Origin of the sequence: Pseudoruegeria sp. HB172150 (assembly GCF_013184805.1) — a bacterium.
GTDB lineage: Bacteria > Pseudomonadota > Alphaproteobacteria > Rhodobacterales > Rhodobacteraceae > Psychromarinibacter.
In genome coordinates, this window is the sequence record NZ_JAATNG010000002.1 from 477,810 (window position 1) to 493,214 (window position 15,405).

The following is a 15,405-nucleotide window of genomic DNA, read 5'->3' on the forward strand; positions in this document are numbered from 1 at the left end:
TTCAATCCGAGAGCCTGCGATCAGGCCGCCGCGTGCAGCAGCAACGAGCCGTCCGAGAAGATCTTGCGCCCGCCGCGGAAGGTGGCGCGGACATGTCCCACGCCCTCGTCATCGGCGATGACCAGATCGGCGCGCTTGCCCAGGGCGATCTCGCCGCGGTCGGCGAGACCCAGGGCGCGGGCCGGATTGGCGGTGGCGAGGCGGGTTGCGCCGGCGAGGCCCTGCGGGTCGGCCCGGCCGAGGATCAGAATAGCTGGCAGGATCGCTGAAGGGTGGTAGTCGGCGGCGAGTATGTCGAGCAGGCCTTTCAAATGGGCCTCCCGGGCCGAGAGATTGCCGGAATAGCTTTCGCCGCGCAGCGCGTTGGGCGCGCCCATCGCGGTCAGGAGACCGCGTGAACGCGCGGCGCGCGCGGCTTCCTCGGTGACCGGGAATTCCGAAATCGTGGCGCCGAGGGAGTGCATCAGCGCGACCTTTTCGGGGGTATCGTCATCATGGCTTGCCAGAGCGATGCCATGTTCGGCGCAGGTGGCCGAAATGGCGGCGAGGGTGGCGGCGACGTCGCCGGCGGAGCGGCGTTTCTCGTCGATGCGTTCCTGCACGTCTGCGACGGCCTCGGCCTCGGTCATGCCCTTTTCCTTTACGGTGCGGGCGGTCAGGCGCTCGATGTCGCGGTACTGGCCCTGGCCGGGTGTGTGGTCGGTCAGCGAGACCAGATCGACCGTGCCATCGGAAATCAGTTCTTCGACCACGGCGAGGGCGTTGGGGTAGTTGATCTCGAACCGCGCGTGGACGCGGTGGTCGACCTTTAGGACCTGGCGCATCGTCTTCAGCGCGCGGAGCATCTCCTTGGAATGCTCGTAGCTGCGCAGGTGGCCGTAGGCGGATTTCGGGTTGAACGAGACGGCGGCGTAGCCGGTCGTGACGCCGTTGACCTTGAGTCGGCGGTCGAGGTCGCGCAGGCCAAGCTCCATCGGCATCTTCACGTTCGGGCGCGGCTCGACTTCGCGCTCGATCATGTCGCCGTGCATGTCGATGAAGCCGGGCATCAGCAGCAGGCCGTCGCCGTCGAGGGCGGGGTTGTCGACCGGGTGACCGGTGATTTCGGCGATCCTGCCGTCCTCGATGCGCAGCGCGCCTCGGTTCAGTACGGCTTCGGGCAGGACGATGCGGAAATTGCTAAGCCACATCGGAAAGTTCCTTGGGTTTGAGCCGGATATCCCGGTCGATCAGGTGGGCCACGTCAGCGGCGTGGTGGAAGACGCCGATCATTGCGACGCCCTGGGACTTGAGGTCGGCGAGGCGGGTGACCAAGGCCTCGCGCGCACCCACGTCCAGAGAGGCGGTCGGCTCGTCAAGGAGTAGCAGGCGCTGCGGCAGGATCAAGGCGCGTGCGAGGTTCACCTTCTGCTGCTCGCCGCCTGAGAAGGTGGTGGGATAGGCGCGCCAGAGGTCTTGCTTGACGCCGAAGGTTTTGAGCCAGTGGCAGGCTTCCTTGAGCGCATCGTCGCGGGAGTGGCCGGCGAGGCGGAGCGGTTCGGCGACGATATCCTCGGCCGGCACGCGCGGGCGGGCGGTAAGGAACTGGGTGACAAAGCCGATCTCTGTCCGGCGCAGGTGGGCGATATCGATATCGGCCGCCTGCGCGAGGTCGATGACGCCCTCGCGGCTGTCGTACCGGATCTGGCCGGCGACGGGCAGGTAGCTGCGGTAGAGGGTGCGTAGCAGGGTGGATTTTCCGACACCGTTGGGGCCGGAGAGCAGCAGAAACTCGCCGGGAGAGACGGTGAAGGACAGGTCCTCGAAGGCCATCAGGGACTGTCCGAGGTGGTGCATCTGGAAGGTCTTGGTCAGACCTTCGACGGTGAGGATGGGAGGCATCTGGTTACAGTTTCGCGTGGACGAGTTGCTGGGTGTAGGCATGCTGCGGATCCTGGAATACCTGATCGACGAGGCCGTCCTCGACGACTTGACCGCGACGCATGACCATGACACGGTCGGCCATGGTGCGGATGACGCCGAGGTCATGACTGACCAGTACCATGGTGATGCGACGTTCCTGTTGCAGGCGCTTGAGTGTGTCGAGCACCAGCGCCTGAACCGAGACGTCGAGACCGGTTGTCGGCTCGTCGAGCAGCAGCACCGCCGGTTCTAGTGCGATGGCCTTGGCGAGCTGGACGCGTTGCTGCATGCCGCCGGACAGTTCAATCGGCGGGGCGTCCATGCGGGGGATCGGAAATTCGGAGGCTTCGAGGGCTGACTGCGCCTTTTCGCGGAGGACGTGGAAGCGGCGTTCCCCGGCGATCAGCAGCCGTTCGGCGACGTTTCCGGATGAGGAATGCGTCATCAGCAGGCCCTCATGCGGATTCTGGTAGACGATGCCGATCTGCCGGGCGCAGAGCATCCGGCGCTCGAACCGGTCGAGGGTGAAGAGGTTATCGGGCAGGTCCGGCAGGTCGAGGTGGTAGCTGCCGCTGTCGGGGGTTTCCTGCAGGTTCATCAGGCGGAGGAAGGTGGACTTGCCGGAGCCGCTTTCGCCGACGATGCCGAGGACCTCGCCGGGGTAGACCTGGGCGGAAACATCGTCCAGCGCCGTCACGTCGTCGTAGGTTTTCGAGATACCATTCAGGGTCATCAGCGGCCGGGTGCGGACGAGTTGCGGCGGCTGTTTTGCGAGCGCGGTCATTGCTGCATCTCCCCGTCCTTGTACCAGGTCTCGCCGAACTCGACCTGTTCGCCAGAGGTGCGGTCGATGGCCTTGATGCCGAGATGGCTGTCGGACACCTCGTGGGCCGCTGTGCCGTCCTCCTGCGGGATCTCGTTCATGAAGAAGCCCTTCAGGCCGGACCGGATGCAGGTGAGGTGGCCGTGATCCTCGACCTTGTACGGCACGTCGTCGAAGACCAGCGGCTCGACGGAGGTGTGGGGCGGGACGGCGTAGATGCGCTTTTCGCGGCCCGCCGAGAGGATCGTCAGATGCTCGGCCATGTTGAGCTTCGGCACGTCCCAGCGGGGGATGGGCGACGGGGCCATGACATGGCGGCGATTGACCATCGAGGGGTAGGCGGCGCCCTGCATGATGCGCCCGGAGCGGACGATCTGTTCGTAGAGCGTCAGCCAGAGGCGGCCGTAATCTGCATCCGCATGCATCTGGCGCGCGACGGACATGTTGGGTTCCACCGGGCGCAGCGGTTCCGGGTTCGGAACCTGCAGGATCAGGATCTGGTCGGACCGCAGCTTTTCCTCGGGCACGCGGTGGCGCGACTGGATCAGCGTGGCATCGAGCGTGTCCCATGTCGCCTCTGCGCCTGAGACGCGGGTGAGGAAGCGGCGGATCGAAGCGGCGTTGACGCTGTCATCGGCGCCCTGGTCGATGACCTTCACGACGGACGCCTTGTTGAGCAGTGTCAGCGTGACCTGCAGGCCGCCGGTGCCCCAGCCGCGTGCGATCGGCACTTCCCTGCTGGCATAGGGCATCTGGCAGCCGGGGACGGCGACTGCCTTTATCATCTTGCGCCGCATCTCGCGCTTGGCGGATGCGTCGAGGAAGCCGTAGGAGAAGGCTTTCCAGTTTTCGGTGAGGCTGGCGAGGGTCATGCGGGTTCTTCGGTCTGGACGGGGGATTTGGCGGGCTCGCGTTTAGCCCTGGCCGCGCGAAGGTTGTCGAGGGCGGACTGGAAGGTCACGTAATGCGGCAGTTTGAAGTGGATGCAGAAGCCCGAGCTTTCGACCGGTTCGGTGTGGTAGAGGAAGAATTCCTCGTTCACCGGCGAATTCTTCGGCGCGCCGGGAGCGTTGAGGTCGAGCGTGGCGCCGGCGATGACCTTGACCTCGTTCCAGCCAAGCGTGGCGCAGAATCCGATACTCAGATCCGTCTTGCCCCGCGCGGTTACTACCTCTGCCTGCGAGGTCTTGACCCGGCCCGCCGAGAAGGTGGCGCCGCCTGGGTGCCTGACCATGACTTCGACTTCGGACAGGCGCAGTTCGTTCACCGTAGGGTGGGCGTTGCCGTAGCCGCGCATGGCGGAATAGCCGAGCGCGAGCATGCCGCCGGTATCGGCACGTGCGAGGCTTTGCAGGCTGTGGGCGCGTTTGGCCGGGAACAGCAGCGGTTCGCGGGTTAGGTCGGGGATATCGTCCTTTTCGACCGGCTGCAGGGGCTTGTCGGCTATGAGCCCCTGCTCCTTCTGCCATTCCGCGAGGGACGGGTGCCGGGCCGGTGCCGGTTTCCTTGCTGGTTCCACCGGGGCGGGCGAGAAGGTGTCGCCCTGCAGCACGTCCGTGGCCAGCAGGCGGTGCGCGTAGTCGAGTGTCGGACCAAGGATCTGGCCGCCGGGAATGTCCTTGAAGGCGGCGGATATGCGGCGGTGGGTGAAGCCCTGGTCAGGCTCGACCACCTCGGCGATCTGCAGGCGCGGCTGGGTGGTGCGCCAGGCGCGAAGGAGCAGCAGCGCTTCGTAAAGGTCGCCGCCGGATTGTGCCAGTGCCAGGGCGGCCAGGTCGGGGGCGTAGAGGCTGGCCTCTCCCATCACGCGGTCGATAAGGGAGGGGAGCGCCGCTTCGATCTCGGCGACGGTGCCGGCATCGATGGGACCCATCTGGGCGCGGTAGAGGCGCTCCGCCTGTTCGATGGCGCGCTCGCCACCGCGGGTTGCGACATAGGCCATGCGGTCAGCCTTCCGTAACTAGAGTGGAGCGGGGGATGGCGACGAGGCGGCGGCCATCCACGAAGATCAGTTCGATGCCCAGCGGGTAGCGGCAGAGGCCAGCGCGTACGCGCCAGATCGCGGGGTGCAGGTTGCCAATTGCGATGGTGGCGCTGCCGGGGGTGCCGGGGCCGGAAAGGGTGATCTGCGGCCCGGTGTCCAGTGAGGCGGGGACGGTCACGGTGGCGCCCTGGTCGGGGTAGAGCTGCGAACCGGCAGTGACGCGGGCGAGGTGGTCGATGGCCTCTTCGCTGTCGAGCGACATCAGCAGATGGTCGGCGAGTTCCGGTGGGACTAGCGTGGCACCTGTGGTCTTCAGCGTGGCGGCAAGTTCGGGGTCGTCGGCGAAGGCGCGGCATTCGCGGTCGATCAGGGCGAGGGCGACCGGCAGAAGGCCCGGTTCCGGCATTTCGTGGATCGTGCCGGGGCGCGAGAGGGCGTTGAGGAGCGCGGAGAAGGTGGCGTTGTCGCGGTGTTCCTCGGCGTCGGGTTCGGGAGTGGTGAGCATCAGAAGGTTTCCATGTCGACGCGCGTCGCTTCGATATTGCGAAGGGTGTCGCGGTCTTCTTCGGCCTGGGTGGCGGCCATGCGGGCAACGAAGGCGGTAAGGCTGTCGGTTTCGATCCCGGCGGTGAGGGCAGCGTCGATCAGCGCCATCGCCATGGCGCGTTCGAGGTCGCGGCCGATGATCATGCCGTAGCCTTCGACGCCGTGGGCTGTGAGACGAATATGGGCTTCGGCGACAAGGACTTCGCCGAGGTGGAAATCGGTGCCTTCGACGGTGTCGCGCATCGGAAGCATGACGAGCCCGGTGCGGCTGTTGACCACCTCGATGTCACCGAGCATGGGGAGGATGGCTTCAGCCTCCCCCTTGATGGCTGTCGCATCGGCGCGGGCGAGGACGGTCAGGCGGTCCCCGTGATCGCGCGGGGAGGTGTTTTCGTCAAACATCGATAGTGCCTTGCGAACTGTCGAAGAGGAAGCGGATGCGGCCGGCGACCCAGGCGGCTTCGGAATAGCCGATGGGAATGCCTTCGAGATCGACGTCGAGCTTGCACATGATGAGGACCGGCTGGTCTGCCGGCATCTCCAGCAGGCGCGCTTCCCATTTTTCGGGCAGGCGGGCGTAGATCGACGTCTCGCGGCGGCTGTAATCGGAGATGCCGTGGTCGGCGTAGATGGCGGTGACGGATTCCTCCTTGCCGCGGCGCTCGCCCAGATCGGGGAAGCGAGCGGCGGGGTGGAAGCTTTGGCTGAGGCTGATCGGGCGACCGTCGGCATGGCCGCGGCGCTGGATACAATGGACTGCCGTGCCGGTGTTGACGGCCAGTGCCTCGGCCACGTCGGGCCGAGCCTCGACGATATCTTCGGTGATCGACTCACCGCCGGGGCGGACGCCTTGCGACAACATGTTCTCGCGGTAGCGCGTGCGGCTGCCGATGCGGTAGGTGATCTTGGGCAGACCGCGCACGAAGGTGCCGCGTCCCTGCTCAACGCTCAGCACGCCTTCTGCCGCGAGCGCGGCGACGGCGCGGCGCAGCGAGTGGCGGCCGACGCCGATCTCGCGCTGCATCTGCGGTTCTGGGGGGAGCTTATCGCCCTCGGCCAGCGCCGCATTGGCAATGCTCTCCACGATCCAGTCGCGGGCCCGTTCCCAGTTGCTGGTTCCAGACAAGATACTCTCCGGCTGATTCATCCGAATGACTTTTGATAGGCCGCGAATTTTTCCGCCCGATGACAGGATGGTAAAAGTGATGCGACAATCGCGGCGGCCAGGCGAACTGCTATCCGAAGATTCGAAAGACCCGGATATCACAGGCGATGTGGGTTCACGGAAACTGACGAGCAGTCAGGCCGTGGCAGTATTTCGCCGAAACGCAGTACTCGCGTCAAAACCAATACTGCAACTGCGAAATCGCGCTATAGTTGTAAATAGTGATGTCTGCGGAGCCTGGGGCCGATGGACGATGCGCGACAATGCTCCTCTCCGGGGCGGTTCGGTACTGCCGGAAATCTATCTCCGATTAATTTCTGTGCGACTGGCCCCAGCCAGCGGAATCCTTCCAACCTAAACGAGATGCCGCAGTGCAACAAAGCCATGTTGCAAATGTTTCACATGCGAAACTTGAGGTTCTGAGTTGACGACAGGTTAACCTTAACGAATTCTGGACGTGCTTGGGTGAGTTATCAACAGCAGACTCCACAACTTGTGGATAGTTTGCGAAGCATGATGGATGCGAATGGAAGTGTTCGATTTCAGTGCCGTAGATAGCTCCGCCCTCGCGGAACGGAGCAAACCTTCTCGCCATTCGGCGGAGAATCGCAATTTTTTCAATACGTGCAAACGTGCGTTTGATATCGGGATGTGTATCCTTCTCATCCCATTCTTTCTGACGGTGGCCGCTGCGCTCGTGCTGCTCAATCCCTGGCTGAACTCCGGTCCGTTGTTCTTTGTCCAGAAGCGCATGGGACGGCATTGTGAACCGTTCGGAGCGATCAAGTTCCGGTCCATGAGCGAGGCGGAGGTGATCGAGCGGTCGCCTGAATGTCCTCTTGAGGTACATCGGATCACCGTGCTTGGCCGGTTCATTCGCCGGATCCGTATCGACGAGCTGCCGCAGATCCTGAACGTGCTGCGCGGGGAGATGAGCCTGATCGGTCCCCGACCGGATTGTTACGAACATGCGGAGCACTATCTGCGCGAGGTTCCCGGTTACAGGTATCGCCACAGCGTACGGCCGGGTATCAGCGGGCTGGCACAAACCGAGGTTGGCTATGTCGAAGGATCCAACGCGACCCGCCGCAAGGTCAGCGCCGATCTGTATTACATATCTCACACCGGGTTCCTCATGGAAGCCTGGCTGGTGTGGAGAACGCTTGCGGTGATTCTGGGTCGGCAGGGGAACTGACCCGCCAGCAGGTAGGTTCCACGAGCGATCGTTGCGTTGCCCGGCTTTGGCCGGATTTTGTCGTTGAGAGACCGCCAGACTTTTCCCCGTGTTACAATGTCGAACGACCGGACGATGGATACGCTGCCCGTTTCTGTTTCGTTGTTTCGTACCGGTTCATGATGTTGGCGGTCTGCCGCGTGTTCGTCCGCATGGTGAGCGCGATCACTATCGAATTGGATAGGTCAGCTGCCCTTGAAGGCGCCGCAGATGAGTATTGAGCGCCAGAGGATCCACGCTTCGAGCCCGAGGCTGGCATTGCTGATGTAATGCAGGTCGGCTTGGACCTTTCTGCGGGTTTCCTCGGTGCCGACGACGTAGCCGATCTCTGTCTGCGCCAGGCCGGTGATCCCGGGGCGGACGGAGTGGCGTTCGCGGTAGCCGGGGATATCACGCAGGTACTGTTCCGCCAGTTCGTACATGTCCGGTCGCGGGCCGATCAGGCTCATTTCGCCCCTCAGCACGTTAATCGCTTGCGGAAACTCATCGATGCGGCTGCGTCGCAGAAACCGCCCGAGGAGCGTTATCCGGTCGGTTTCCAGTGGGCTGTCGGCGGTTCGATTGCAGAAGGCCGTCTCGCGCATGCTGCGGAACTTGATCATCCGGAAGGCAGTACAGCCCTGACCCATTCTCGTCTGGCAGAAGAACAAGGGGCCGCGGTTGAGCCAGGGATTGAGGAACCAGAGAGTGGCGGCGATGGGAACTGTAGTCAGGAGGATTAGGAGGCTTCCGACGATGTCGAAGCTGCGCTTTGCCTTCTGGTAGGAAATCGGTCGGGGCGATGGCGCGTCGGAATAGGCCGGCAGGCCCGGACAGGGTGCGGGCCCTGTATTGCTGAAGTCAAACATGTCGCTGGTGAACCCAAACTGAACTCGTGGACGCGGCAGGGACGCGTGTAGGAGACCCAACTGACAGGAGGCGTCAACATCGTGGTTATCGAAATGATAATGGTTAACCTAATGCCGGGAACATATTGTGTCTGACGGGGCTGTCGGCGCAACGACGTTAAGGAAATTCGCCGCTGTTTTGCCTAATGAGTAGGCATGCACATTTTGGATTAACAATTTGATTCGAATAGTTAAATTGGCACAGCTGCGGTAACAGGTTGTTAGGTTCCGTTAACACGGGTGTCCTCGGGCCGCTGGGCCGGAAGCGACGTTCCCTACCGGTTCCTCACAAGGGTTTCCGTCGCCGGCGAAGAGTCCGAATGGTAATCGGGGCTCATATTCCTCAGAACTGCTGTGCCTCGATGTCGGAGAGTGTATGCCCCTCTATCCGGAGGCTGCAGATCCCGAAGATGTCGATGAGCACGTCATCGCCATCCTGCACCGCAACCTCGTCCCAGAGCGCGGATTGCGGCGACAGGCCGTGGATGATGAGGCGGTCCGTGCCGATCTCGAAATCGGTGATGGTGTCGCGGCCCGCGTCGCGGCCGAGGTTGAACAGGAAAATGTCCGCGCCGCCGCCGCCGGTCAGGATGTCATCGCCCTGGCCGCCGTTCAGCAGGTCGTCGCCGTCGCCGCCGTCGAGGATCTCGGCATAATCGCCGCCGTGCAGGGTGTCGTTGCCAGTGCCGCCTGCGGCGATGCTGCCGGTGCCGTCCACGGTAATGCGGTCGTTGCCGTCGCCGCCGTCCGCAAGGCCGTCTGCGCCGTGGAGGTCGATGCTGTCGTCGCCGCCTTCGCCGTGGGCGATGGCGCCGTCGGACTGTACCCGGATTGCATCGCCGCCGTCGCCCGCGTGGATCTCTGGCGCGGGGCCAGTAAAGACGAACTGATCCGCGCGGACGGTGCCGGCGATATGATCGATGCCGTCGAAGGTGAGCGGCAGAGGGTTCTGCGGCGGGATCCACGCGGAGCCGTCGCGGACGTGCAGGCTGAAATCGCCGTCGGCGTTGGAGAAGTCCAATGTGTCGATGCCGTCACCGCCATGGACTTCGCCCGCGCCGGACTCAAAGCGGATCAGGTCGTCGCCGCCGCCGGCGAAGACAACATTGGTGCCACCGTCGAGGTGAATCAGGTCGTTGCCGTCGCCGGCGCGAAGAGTGTCGTCGCCGGTGCCGCCGGAGAGGGTGTCGTTGCCGGTGCCGCCATCGAGCAGGTCATTTCCGGCACCGCCAAACAGCAGGTCGTCGCCGTCCAGCGCAGTGATCGTGTCGTTGCCGTTACCACCATGAATGGTGTCGGTGCCGTACCGGCCGGCCTGGGCGATATCGAGGAAGGTATCGTCGCCGTCGTCGAGGTAGACGAGATCCGGACCGTAGCCGCCCTCGACATAATCATTTCCCGAGCCGCCGTGGATGGTGTCGGCCTGACCGCCGCCCAGGAGCGTGTCGTTGCCCGGGCCGCCGTCGATGAAGTCGGCGCCACCGGAACCATCAATGCGGTCGTTGCCGTCGAAGCCTTGGAACGTGTCTGCATTCATGGTGCCGGTGAGGTCGTCCGCGAAGCCGGCGCGGTCGGAGACGTTGGCGCCAAAGGCGTTCTGGCCGGCGATGGTTACACCGGTACCAGCGGCTGCGAGAGTGACCATTGCGATTTCGTAAGGTTGCAGGTCGAGGCTCAAGGTGCTGCTGCTCAGGTCTAGCCCAGTTTCCAGGTGCAGGCTTGCGAGGGTGTTCTTGTGATCCGGGATGCCGTCCGCGCCGAGCACGAGGGACCAGCCGAAATCGCCCGTTTCTGCGGTGGTGCCTAGATCGAGCGTGAAGGTTTCGGCACTGGCTGTGCGGTTGACGACGTAAATCACGTCGGACTTGCCCACCGTGAAATGATAAAGTGCGTGGTCCGTCGCGTAGTCCCGGCCACGCAAGTAGGCGCCGGAGAGGTTTTCGCTGATGAGACGGAACATCTCGCCGCCGGTGGTCAGGAATGTCTGGCCCTCGTTGCCAAAAAGGTCGTTCGTGGTGTTCTGCTGGACCGGCCAGGCCCAGGCGCCATCGACACCCAGCGCGACCATTTCCGAGAACATGTGCAGCATGGTCGCGCTTTGGCGAAGGCCGAATTCCTGCGTATGCGCGTGGTCGGTGTTCCATTCGGTCACGATGGCGTCGAGGCCGGAGAACTTCGCGTTATCATTCCACTCGTCCATGCGGTCGAAGAACCAGTTGGTCTGGGTGACCGAGTCGAAACCGCCACCGTTGTAGTAGTGGCCGACGATGGCATCGACGGCGGCGGCCTCTGCCGTGCTGAACTCGGCCATGATCAGTTCGTTCTGCTGCCAGCCAGGACGGGTGTCATGTTTGCCGTACTGGCCGATCTGGACGGCGATGGAGGGCTCGGTCCAGTCGGCGCCTGGCTGTGCCGTTGCGACGAAGTTGTCGACCTCGCGCTGGATCGCGAGGGCGAAAGCGCTGGAAACGCGGCCGTATTCCTCGGCGGTCATGGCGCCGCCGAGCCAGTATTCGTTGCCGATCTCGAACGTGTCTACGGTGACGTCTCCGTAGTGGCCTTTGAGGATGTCGCGGACGAAAGCGCGGATCGCGGTGACAGCTTCAGGGTCCACCATGCGCTCGCCCTGAGCGCCAGAAAGCAGCGCGGTGCGTGTGGGCAAAACAATGTCGGCGGTCAGGCCGTTGGCAGCGCAATGCGCCATGAATTCGGAGAAAGGAAGCAGGTCGACCGTAGCGCCGGTATCCGGGTGCTGGGCGGTGGTAGCGTCGGGGTTGGTTACGTCGAAGTAGAGCTCGGTGACGGTGCCGCCGGGATAGCGCACGGATTTCAGGCCGAGCGCCGCGATGGCCTCGTCGAAGGTGCCGACGCCAAGACGGTCGCGGTCGATCAGGATGTTGCCGCCGAACATGCGGTCGGAGACGGCGGCAGCGTAGCTCGTGATGGTTTCGAGTGTCAGGTCCATGGGTCTCACAGCGTCGTTTGCTGCCCGCAGGTCATGCCTGTGAAGGGCGACTATCTGGTTGCTAGGACCTTCGCGCCAATCATTGCTGCGCAGGTGGTGAGACTGCGGCGAAACCGGGTTCTAACTGGAGGATTCAAGATTAACGCAAGCGATGCTGCAGGATTTGGCGTGCCGCATGGTTTGCCATTGTCATCGGTGGCAGGCGATTAGGCAGGATCTTCGGCAGCTATTTGCGCCGAGGCGCGCCTCGTAATGTGGATGCGCCGGAGGAAGGCCAGGACGAAAAGACTGGTCAGGATCAGGATGATCGTGGGGGCCGGGGCGCTGTCTAGGAAGAAACTGAGATAGGTGCCGCCGAGCATGGCGGTGAGGCAGGTGAGGCAAGCCACGATCATCATGTGGCCGAAGCTGCGGACGGTTAGGAACGCGATGGCGCCGGGGGCGATCAGAAGTCCCACCGCAAGGATCAGGCCGGTCGCGGAGAGGGTGGCCACGATAGTCAGCGACAGGATCGTCAGCAGCCCATAATGCAGCAGGTTGACCGGCAGGCCCGAAGCGCGGGCCTGTGCGGGGTCGAAAGTGTGGAGGACGAGATCCTTCCATTTCAGTACCAGTGCGGCGGTGACGAAGACGGAGATCAGCCCAGCGGTCCACAGGTCTTCGGTCCCGACGCCGAGCATGTTGCCGAACAGGATGTGGTCGAGATGTGCGTTGGTGCTGATCGAGGTGTAGAGGATGATGCCGATTCCGAACATGCCGGAGAAGACGACGCCCATCACGGTGTCCTGTTTCACGCGGCTGTTCTGCGACAGGTAGCCGGTAAGGAGCGCCGTGGTCATACCCGCGCCGAAGGCGCCGAGGATCAGCGGGAAGCCGAAGATGTAGGCCAGCACGATGCCCGGTAGGACGGCGTGGCTGATAGCGTCGCCCATCAGCGCCCAACCTTTGAGGACGAGGAAGCACGAGAGCAGGGCGGTCGGGAAGGCGACGAGGATGCAGATCAGGAAAGCGCTCTGCATGAACGGGAACTGGAACGGGAAGAGAAGGGTCTCGATCATGCGGCGGCCTCCTCTGCCTGCGGTTCGGTGGTTTCCTCGCGCAGGGCCTCGGCGGCCTTGCGTTTCGCGGCTACCAGCCCGTGCTTTGGAGCGAAGACGAAGGTGATCAGGAAGATTGCTGTCTGGAGAGTGACGATGACGCCGCCGGTGGCGCCGTCGAGGAAAAAACTGACATAGGCGCCGACGAAGCTCGTGACGGTGCCGATCACGACCGACAGGGCGATCAGGCGCGGGAAACGGTCGCAGAGCAGGTAGGCGGTGGCGCCGGGCGTGACGACCATGGCGATGACGAGGAAGGCGCCGACTGTCTGCATCGCTGCGACGACGGAGGCGGAGAGCAGGACGAAGAACACCGCTTTCAGCAGATCGGGGCGAAGGCCGATGGACCGGGCGTGGCTTTCGTCGAAGAAGGTCACCATCAGGTCCTTCCACTTCGCCAGCAGGACGGCGAGCGAGACAAAGCCGATGATGGCAAGCTGCAGCGTGTCTTCCGGTGTGATGGCGAGGATGTTGCCCATGGTGATGGTCTGGATCGAGATCGCCATCGGGTTGATCGAGACCATGAACAGGCCGAGCCCGAAGAAGGAGGTGAAGATCAGGCCGATCACGACGTCGACCTTCAGGCCCGAGCGATCCGACAGGAACAGCATTGCCCCTGCGGCCAGTCCGCCGGAGATGAAGGCGCCAAGCGCGAAGGGCAGGCCGAGCATGTAGGCGCCGGCGACACCGGGGACCACGGAGTGGGACAGAGCGTCGCCGATCAGGGACCAGCCCTTGAGCATCAGGTAGGAGGACAGGAAGGCGCAGACCGCGCCGACCAGCGCCGAGACCCACATGGCGTTGGTCATGTACGCGTAACCGAAAGGTTCCAGCAGGTAGCTCATTCCTCTTCCTCGGATTTCTCCGCGGGTTCGCCGTACTGGACGAACGGCCGTTCATCGTCCGTCAGGATCGACACGCGGCGCGGGTCGTCGTCGTCGTGGAGGTCCTGACCGCTGAGAGTGAACTGGCGCAGGACGCCGCCGAAGGCGGTTGCGAGGTTTTCGTGGGTGAAGGTGGTCTCGGTCGGGCCGTAGGCGAGGACGGTGCCTTTCACCAGAATGGTGCGGTCGCAGAATTCCGGAACCGAGCCGAGGTTGTGGGTCGAGACCAGCATCACCCGTCCCTCGTCGCGCAATTCACGCAGGAGGGCGATGATCTGTGCCTCGGTTTTCACGTCGACTCCGGTGAATGGTTCGTCGAGCAGGATCACCTGGCCATCCTGGGCCAGTGCGCGTGCGAGGAAGACGCGTTTCTTCTGCCCGCCGGAAAGCTCGCCGATCTGACGGTGGCGGTAATCGAGCATGTTCACGCGTTTCAGTGCCGCGTCGACGGCGGCGCGGTCATTGTCGGATGCGCGGCGCAGGAACCCCATATGGCCGTAGCGGCCCATCATCACCACATCCTCGACGAGGACGGGGAAGGCCCAGTCAACCTCTTCCGACTGCGGAACATAGGCAACAAGGTTCTTTTTCAGAGCTTCGCGCACCGACATGCCGAGCAGGGTGATCGCACCGGCGGCGACGGGGATGAAGCCCATGATCGCCTTGAACAGCGTCGATTTGCCAGCGCCATTCACGCCGACGAGGGCAGTGACGGTACCACGAGGGATTTCGAATGTGGCGTGGCGCAGGGCGGTGTGGCCGTTGCGGTAGGTGACTGTGACATCGCGGGCGACGATCCCGTCGAATTTGGTATGCAGAAGACTGTCCGGAGTGGCGTCCATCATGTTTATCCTTGCTTGCCGGGCCGTTAAACGGCCCGGCATGGCTATCATTGCGGTCCGGCTGCAGGCGCGGCAAGCCTCCGCGCGTGGCACGGCCGGTTACTTCATCGCACTGGTCAATCCTTCAGCAACCGTGGTGGCGGTGACGCGCAGAAGGTCGAGATAGGTTGGCACCGGGCCGTTCGCCTCGCTCAAACTGTCGACATAGAGCACGCCGCCGTATTGGGCACCCGTTTCGCGCGCTACCTGCTCGGCCGGGGCGGTGTTGACGGTGCTTTCGCAGAAGACGACAGGGATCTCGTGTTCGCGCACACCGTCTATGACCGTGCGCACCTGCTGCGGCGTGCCCATCTGGTCTGCGTTCATCGGCCAGAGGTACAGTTCCTCCATGCCGAAGTCGCGGGCGAGATAGCTGAACGCGCCTTCGCAGGTGACCAGCCAGCGGCGGTCTTCCGGGATATCAGCGATCTGGTCGCGCAGCGGTTCCAAAGTCGCGCGGAGCTCATCCTTGTAGGCTTCGGCATTGGCGGCATAGGTTTCGGCATTGTCCGGATCGTACTCGGCAAAGGCGGCTGCGATATTGTCGATGTAGATCAGCGCGTTATCGAGACCCATCCAGGCATGAGGGTTCGGCTTGCCCTCATAAGCGCCGAGCGCGATCGGGATCGGGTCGATCCCTTCGGTGAGCGTGGCGGAGGGAATGTCGCCGAGGTTCGTCAGGAACTGTTCGAACCACAGCTCCAGGTTCAGGCCATTCCACAGGATCAGGTCGGCGTCATGGGCACGGACAATATCGCGCGGTGTGGGTTCGTAACCGTGGATCTCCGCCCCCGGCTTGGTGATCGAGACTACCTCTGCCACATCGCCGGCGACGTTCTGGGCCATATCGGCAAGAACGGTGAACGTGGTGACGACCTTCATCTTGTCGGCGGCCATCGCTGCCGGTGTGAGCGCGAGCGATGCTGCGGCGGCCAGAAGGAGTTGAGGGAGGGAGTGCATGTTAATCTCTCTGTTGCATGTGCCGTCGATATAAGAATGAAAATCATTCGCAAAAAGTCAAGAGATGAGAATCATTC

At 63.4% G+C, this 15,405-nt stretch carries 15 protein-coding genes; 1 reads left to right on the forward strand and 14 read right to left on the reverse strand.

Translation table 11 applies throughout. The features are described from left to right. Nucleotides 1-20: 20 nt before the first annotated feature. From HCO70_RS14120 to phnF, 8 genes are read right to left on the reverse strand one after another with little or no spacing between them, the layout of a single operon-like run. Nucleotides 21-1,190: an alpha-D-ribose 1-methylphosphonate 5-triphosphate diphosphatase gene (locus tag HCO70_RS14120; RefSeq protein ID WP_172297191.1), complete on the reverse strand. Its 1,170-nt coding sequence runs from the start codon at nucleotides 1,188-1,190 to the stop codon at nucleotides 21-23. Next, entirely contained in the window at nucleotides 1,180-1,923 is a 744-nt protein-coding gene (locus tag HCO70_RS14125; protein WP_253913282.1) for a phosphonate C-P lyase system protein PhnL, read from the reverse strand. The genes HCO70_RS14120 and HCO70_RS14125 overlap by 11 nt, the downstream gene beginning before the upstream one ends. Beyond that, complete coding sequence (locus tag HCO70_RS14130) at nucleotides 1,886-2,686, reverse strand: ATP-binding cassette domain-containing protein (protein WP_172297192.1); 801 nt, start codon at nucleotides 2,684-2,686, stop codon at nucleotides 1,886-1,888. Before HCO70_RS14130 ends, HCO70_RS14125 begins: the two co-directional genes overlap by 38 nt. Further along, nucleotides 2,683-3,597: an alpha-D-ribose 1-methylphosphonate 5-phosphate C-P-lyase PhnJ gene (locus tag HCO70_RS14135; protein WP_172297194.1), complete on the reverse strand. Its 915-nt coding sequence runs from the start codon at nucleotides 3,595-3,597 to the stop codon at nucleotides 2,683-2,685. The genes HCO70_RS14130 and HCO70_RS14135 overlap by 4 nt, the downstream gene beginning before the upstream one ends. After that, nucleotides 3,594-4,667: a carbon-phosphorus lyase complex subunit PhnI gene (locus HCO70_RS14140; protein ID WP_172297195.1), complete on the reverse strand. Its 1,074-nt coding sequence runs from the start codon at nucleotides 4,665-4,667 to the stop codon at nucleotides 3,594-3,596. Before HCO70_RS14140 ends, HCO70_RS14135 begins: the two co-directional genes overlap by 4 nt. A 4-nt stretch (nucleotides 4,668-4,671) precedes the next feature. After that, entirely contained in the window at nucleotides 4,672-5,214 is a 543-nt protein-coding gene (gene phnH / locus HCO70_RS14145; protein WP_172297197.1) for a phosphonate C-P lyase system protein PhnH, read from the reverse strand. Then, the gene (phnG, locus tag HCO70_RS14150) at nucleotides 5,214-5,657 is read right to left on the reverse strand and encodes a phosphonate C-P lyase system protein PhnG (protein WP_172297199.1); all 444 of its coding nucleotides are present in this window, start codon (nucleotides 5,655-5,657) and stop codon (nucleotides 5,214-5,216) included. Before phnG ends, phnH begins: the two co-directional genes overlap by 1 nt. Continuing rightward, on the reverse strand, nucleotides 5,650-6,381 hold the full coding sequence (gene phnF / locus HCO70_RS14155; protein WP_172297200.1) for a phosphonate metabolism transcriptional regulator PhnF: 732 nt from the start codon (nucleotides 6,379-6,381) through the stop codon (nucleotides 5,650-5,652). Before phnF ends, phnG begins: the two co-directional genes overlap by 8 nt. Nucleotides 6,382-6,946: 565 nt before the next feature. Here phnF and HCO70_RS14160 point away from each other — a divergent pair. Further along, complete coding sequence (locus tag HCO70_RS14160; RefSeq protein ID WP_172297202.1) at nucleotides 6,947-7,615, forward strand: sugar transferase; 669 nt, start codon at nucleotides 6,947-6,949, stop codon at nucleotides 7,613-7,615. A gap of 224 nt (nucleotides 7,616-7,839) precedes the next feature. On the opposite strand, the gene HCO70_RS14165 is transcribed toward HCO70_RS14160, so the two are convergent. The 6 genes from HCO70_RS14165 to HCO70_RS14190 all read right to left on the reverse strand — a co-directional run bounded on the left by HCO70_RS14165 (nucleotide 7,840) and on the right by HCO70_RS14190 (nucleotide 15,328). Next, the gene (locus tag HCO70_RS14165) at nucleotides 7,840-8,502 is read right to left on the reverse strand and encodes a sugar transferase (protein WP_172297203.1); all 663 of its coding nucleotides are present in this window, start codon (nucleotides 8,500-8,502) and stop codon (nucleotides 7,840-7,842) included. A gap of 382 nt (nucleotides 8,503-8,884) precedes the next feature. Further along, a complete protein-coding gene (locus HCO70_RS14170; RefSeq protein ID WP_172297205.1) occupies nucleotides 8,885-11,506 on the reverse strand; it encodes a calcium-binding protein in 2,622 nt (873 codons plus the stop codon). A 206-nt stretch (nucleotides 11,507-11,712) separates the two neighbouring features. After that, entirely contained in the window at nucleotides 11,713-12,564 is an 852-nt protein-coding gene (locus tag HCO70_RS14175) for a metal ABC transporter permease (protein ID WP_172297206.1), read from the reverse strand. Next, complete coding sequence (locus tag HCO70_RS14180) at nucleotides 12,561-13,448, reverse strand: metal ABC transporter permease (protein WP_172297208.1); 888 nt, start codon at nucleotides 13,446-13,448, stop codon at nucleotides 12,561-12,563. The genes HCO70_RS14175 and HCO70_RS14180 overlap by 4 nt, the downstream gene beginning before the upstream one ends. Then, a complete protein-coding gene (locus HCO70_RS14185; protein ID WP_172297209.1) occupies nucleotides 13,445-14,332 on the reverse strand; it encodes a manganese/iron ABC transporter ATP-binding protein in 888 nt (295 codons plus the stop codon). Before HCO70_RS14185 ends, HCO70_RS14180 begins: the two co-directional genes overlap by 4 nt. 96 nt (nucleotides 14,333-14,428) lie before the next feature. After that, nucleotides 14,429-15,328, reverse strand: a complete 900-nt coding sequence (locus HCO70_RS14190; protein ID WP_172297211.1) for a metal ABC transporter substrate-binding protein — start codon at nucleotides 15,326-15,328, stop codon at nucleotides 14,429-14,431. Nucleotides 15,329-15,405: the final 77 nt, after the last annotated feature.

What these genes read in the sequence shown, in the direction of transcription:
- HCO70_RS14185 (WP_172297209.1), bottom strand. Translation starts at nt 14,332, where the DNA reads ATGATGGACGCCACTCCGGACAGTCTTCTGCATACCAAATTCGACGGG.
- HCO70_RS14170 (WP_172297205.1), bottom strand. Translation starts at nt 11,506, where the DNA reads ATGGACCTGACACTCGAAACCATCACGAGCTACGCTGCCGCCGTCTCC.
- HCO70_RS14165 (WP_172297203.1), bottom strand. Translation starts at nt 8,502, where the DNA reads ATGTTTGACTTCAGCAATACAGGGCCCGCACCCTGTCCGGGCCTGCCG.
- HCO70_RS14140 (WP_172297195.1), bottom strand. Translation starts at nt 4,667, where the DNA reads ATGGCCTATGTCGCAACCCGCGGTGGCGAGCGCGCCATCGAACAGGCG.
- HCO70_RS14175 (WP_172297206.1), bottom strand. Translation starts at nt 12,564, where the DNA reads ATGATCGAGACCCTTCTCTTCCCGTTCCAGTTCCCGTTCATGCAGAGC.
- HCO70_RS14190 (WP_172297211.1), bottom strand. Translation starts at nt 15,328, where the DNA reads ATGCACTCCCTCCCTCAACTCCTTCTGGCCGCCGCAGCATCGCTCGCG.
- phnH (WP_172297197.1), bottom strand. Translation starts at nt 5,214, where the DNA reads ATGCTCACCACTCCCGAACCCGACGCCGAGGAACACCGCGACAACGCC.
- phnG (WP_172297199.1), bottom strand. Translation starts at nt 5,657, where the DNA reads ATGTTTGACGAAAACACCTCCCCGCGCGATCACGGGGACCGCCTGACC.
- HCO70_RS14125 (WP_253913282.1), bottom strand. Translation starts at nt 1,923, where the DNA reads ATGCCTACACCCAGCAACTCGTCCACGCGAAACTGTAACCAGATGCCT.
- HCO70_RS14180 (WP_172297208.1), bottom strand. Translation starts at nt 13,448, where the DNA reads ATGAGCTACCTGCTGGAACCTTTCGGTTACGCGTACATGACCAACGCC.
- HCO70_RS14135 (WP_172297194.1), bottom strand. Translation starts at nt 3,597, where the DNA reads ATGACCCTCGCCAGCCTCACCGAAAACTGGAAAGCCTTCTCCTACGGC.
- HCO70_RS14120 (WP_172297191.1), bottom strand. Translation starts at nt 1,190, where the DNA reads ATGTGGCTTAGCAATTTCCGCATCGTCCTGCCCGAAGCCGTACTGAAC.
- HCO70_RS14160 (WP_172297202.1), top strand. Translation starts at nt 6,947, where the DNA reads ATGGAAGTGTTCGATTTCAGTGCCGTAGATAGCTCCGCCCTCGCGGAA.
- HCO70_RS14130 (WP_172297192.1), bottom strand. Translation starts at nt 2,686, where the DNA reads ATGACCGCGCTCGCAAAACAGCCGCCGCAACTCGTCCGCACCCGGCCG.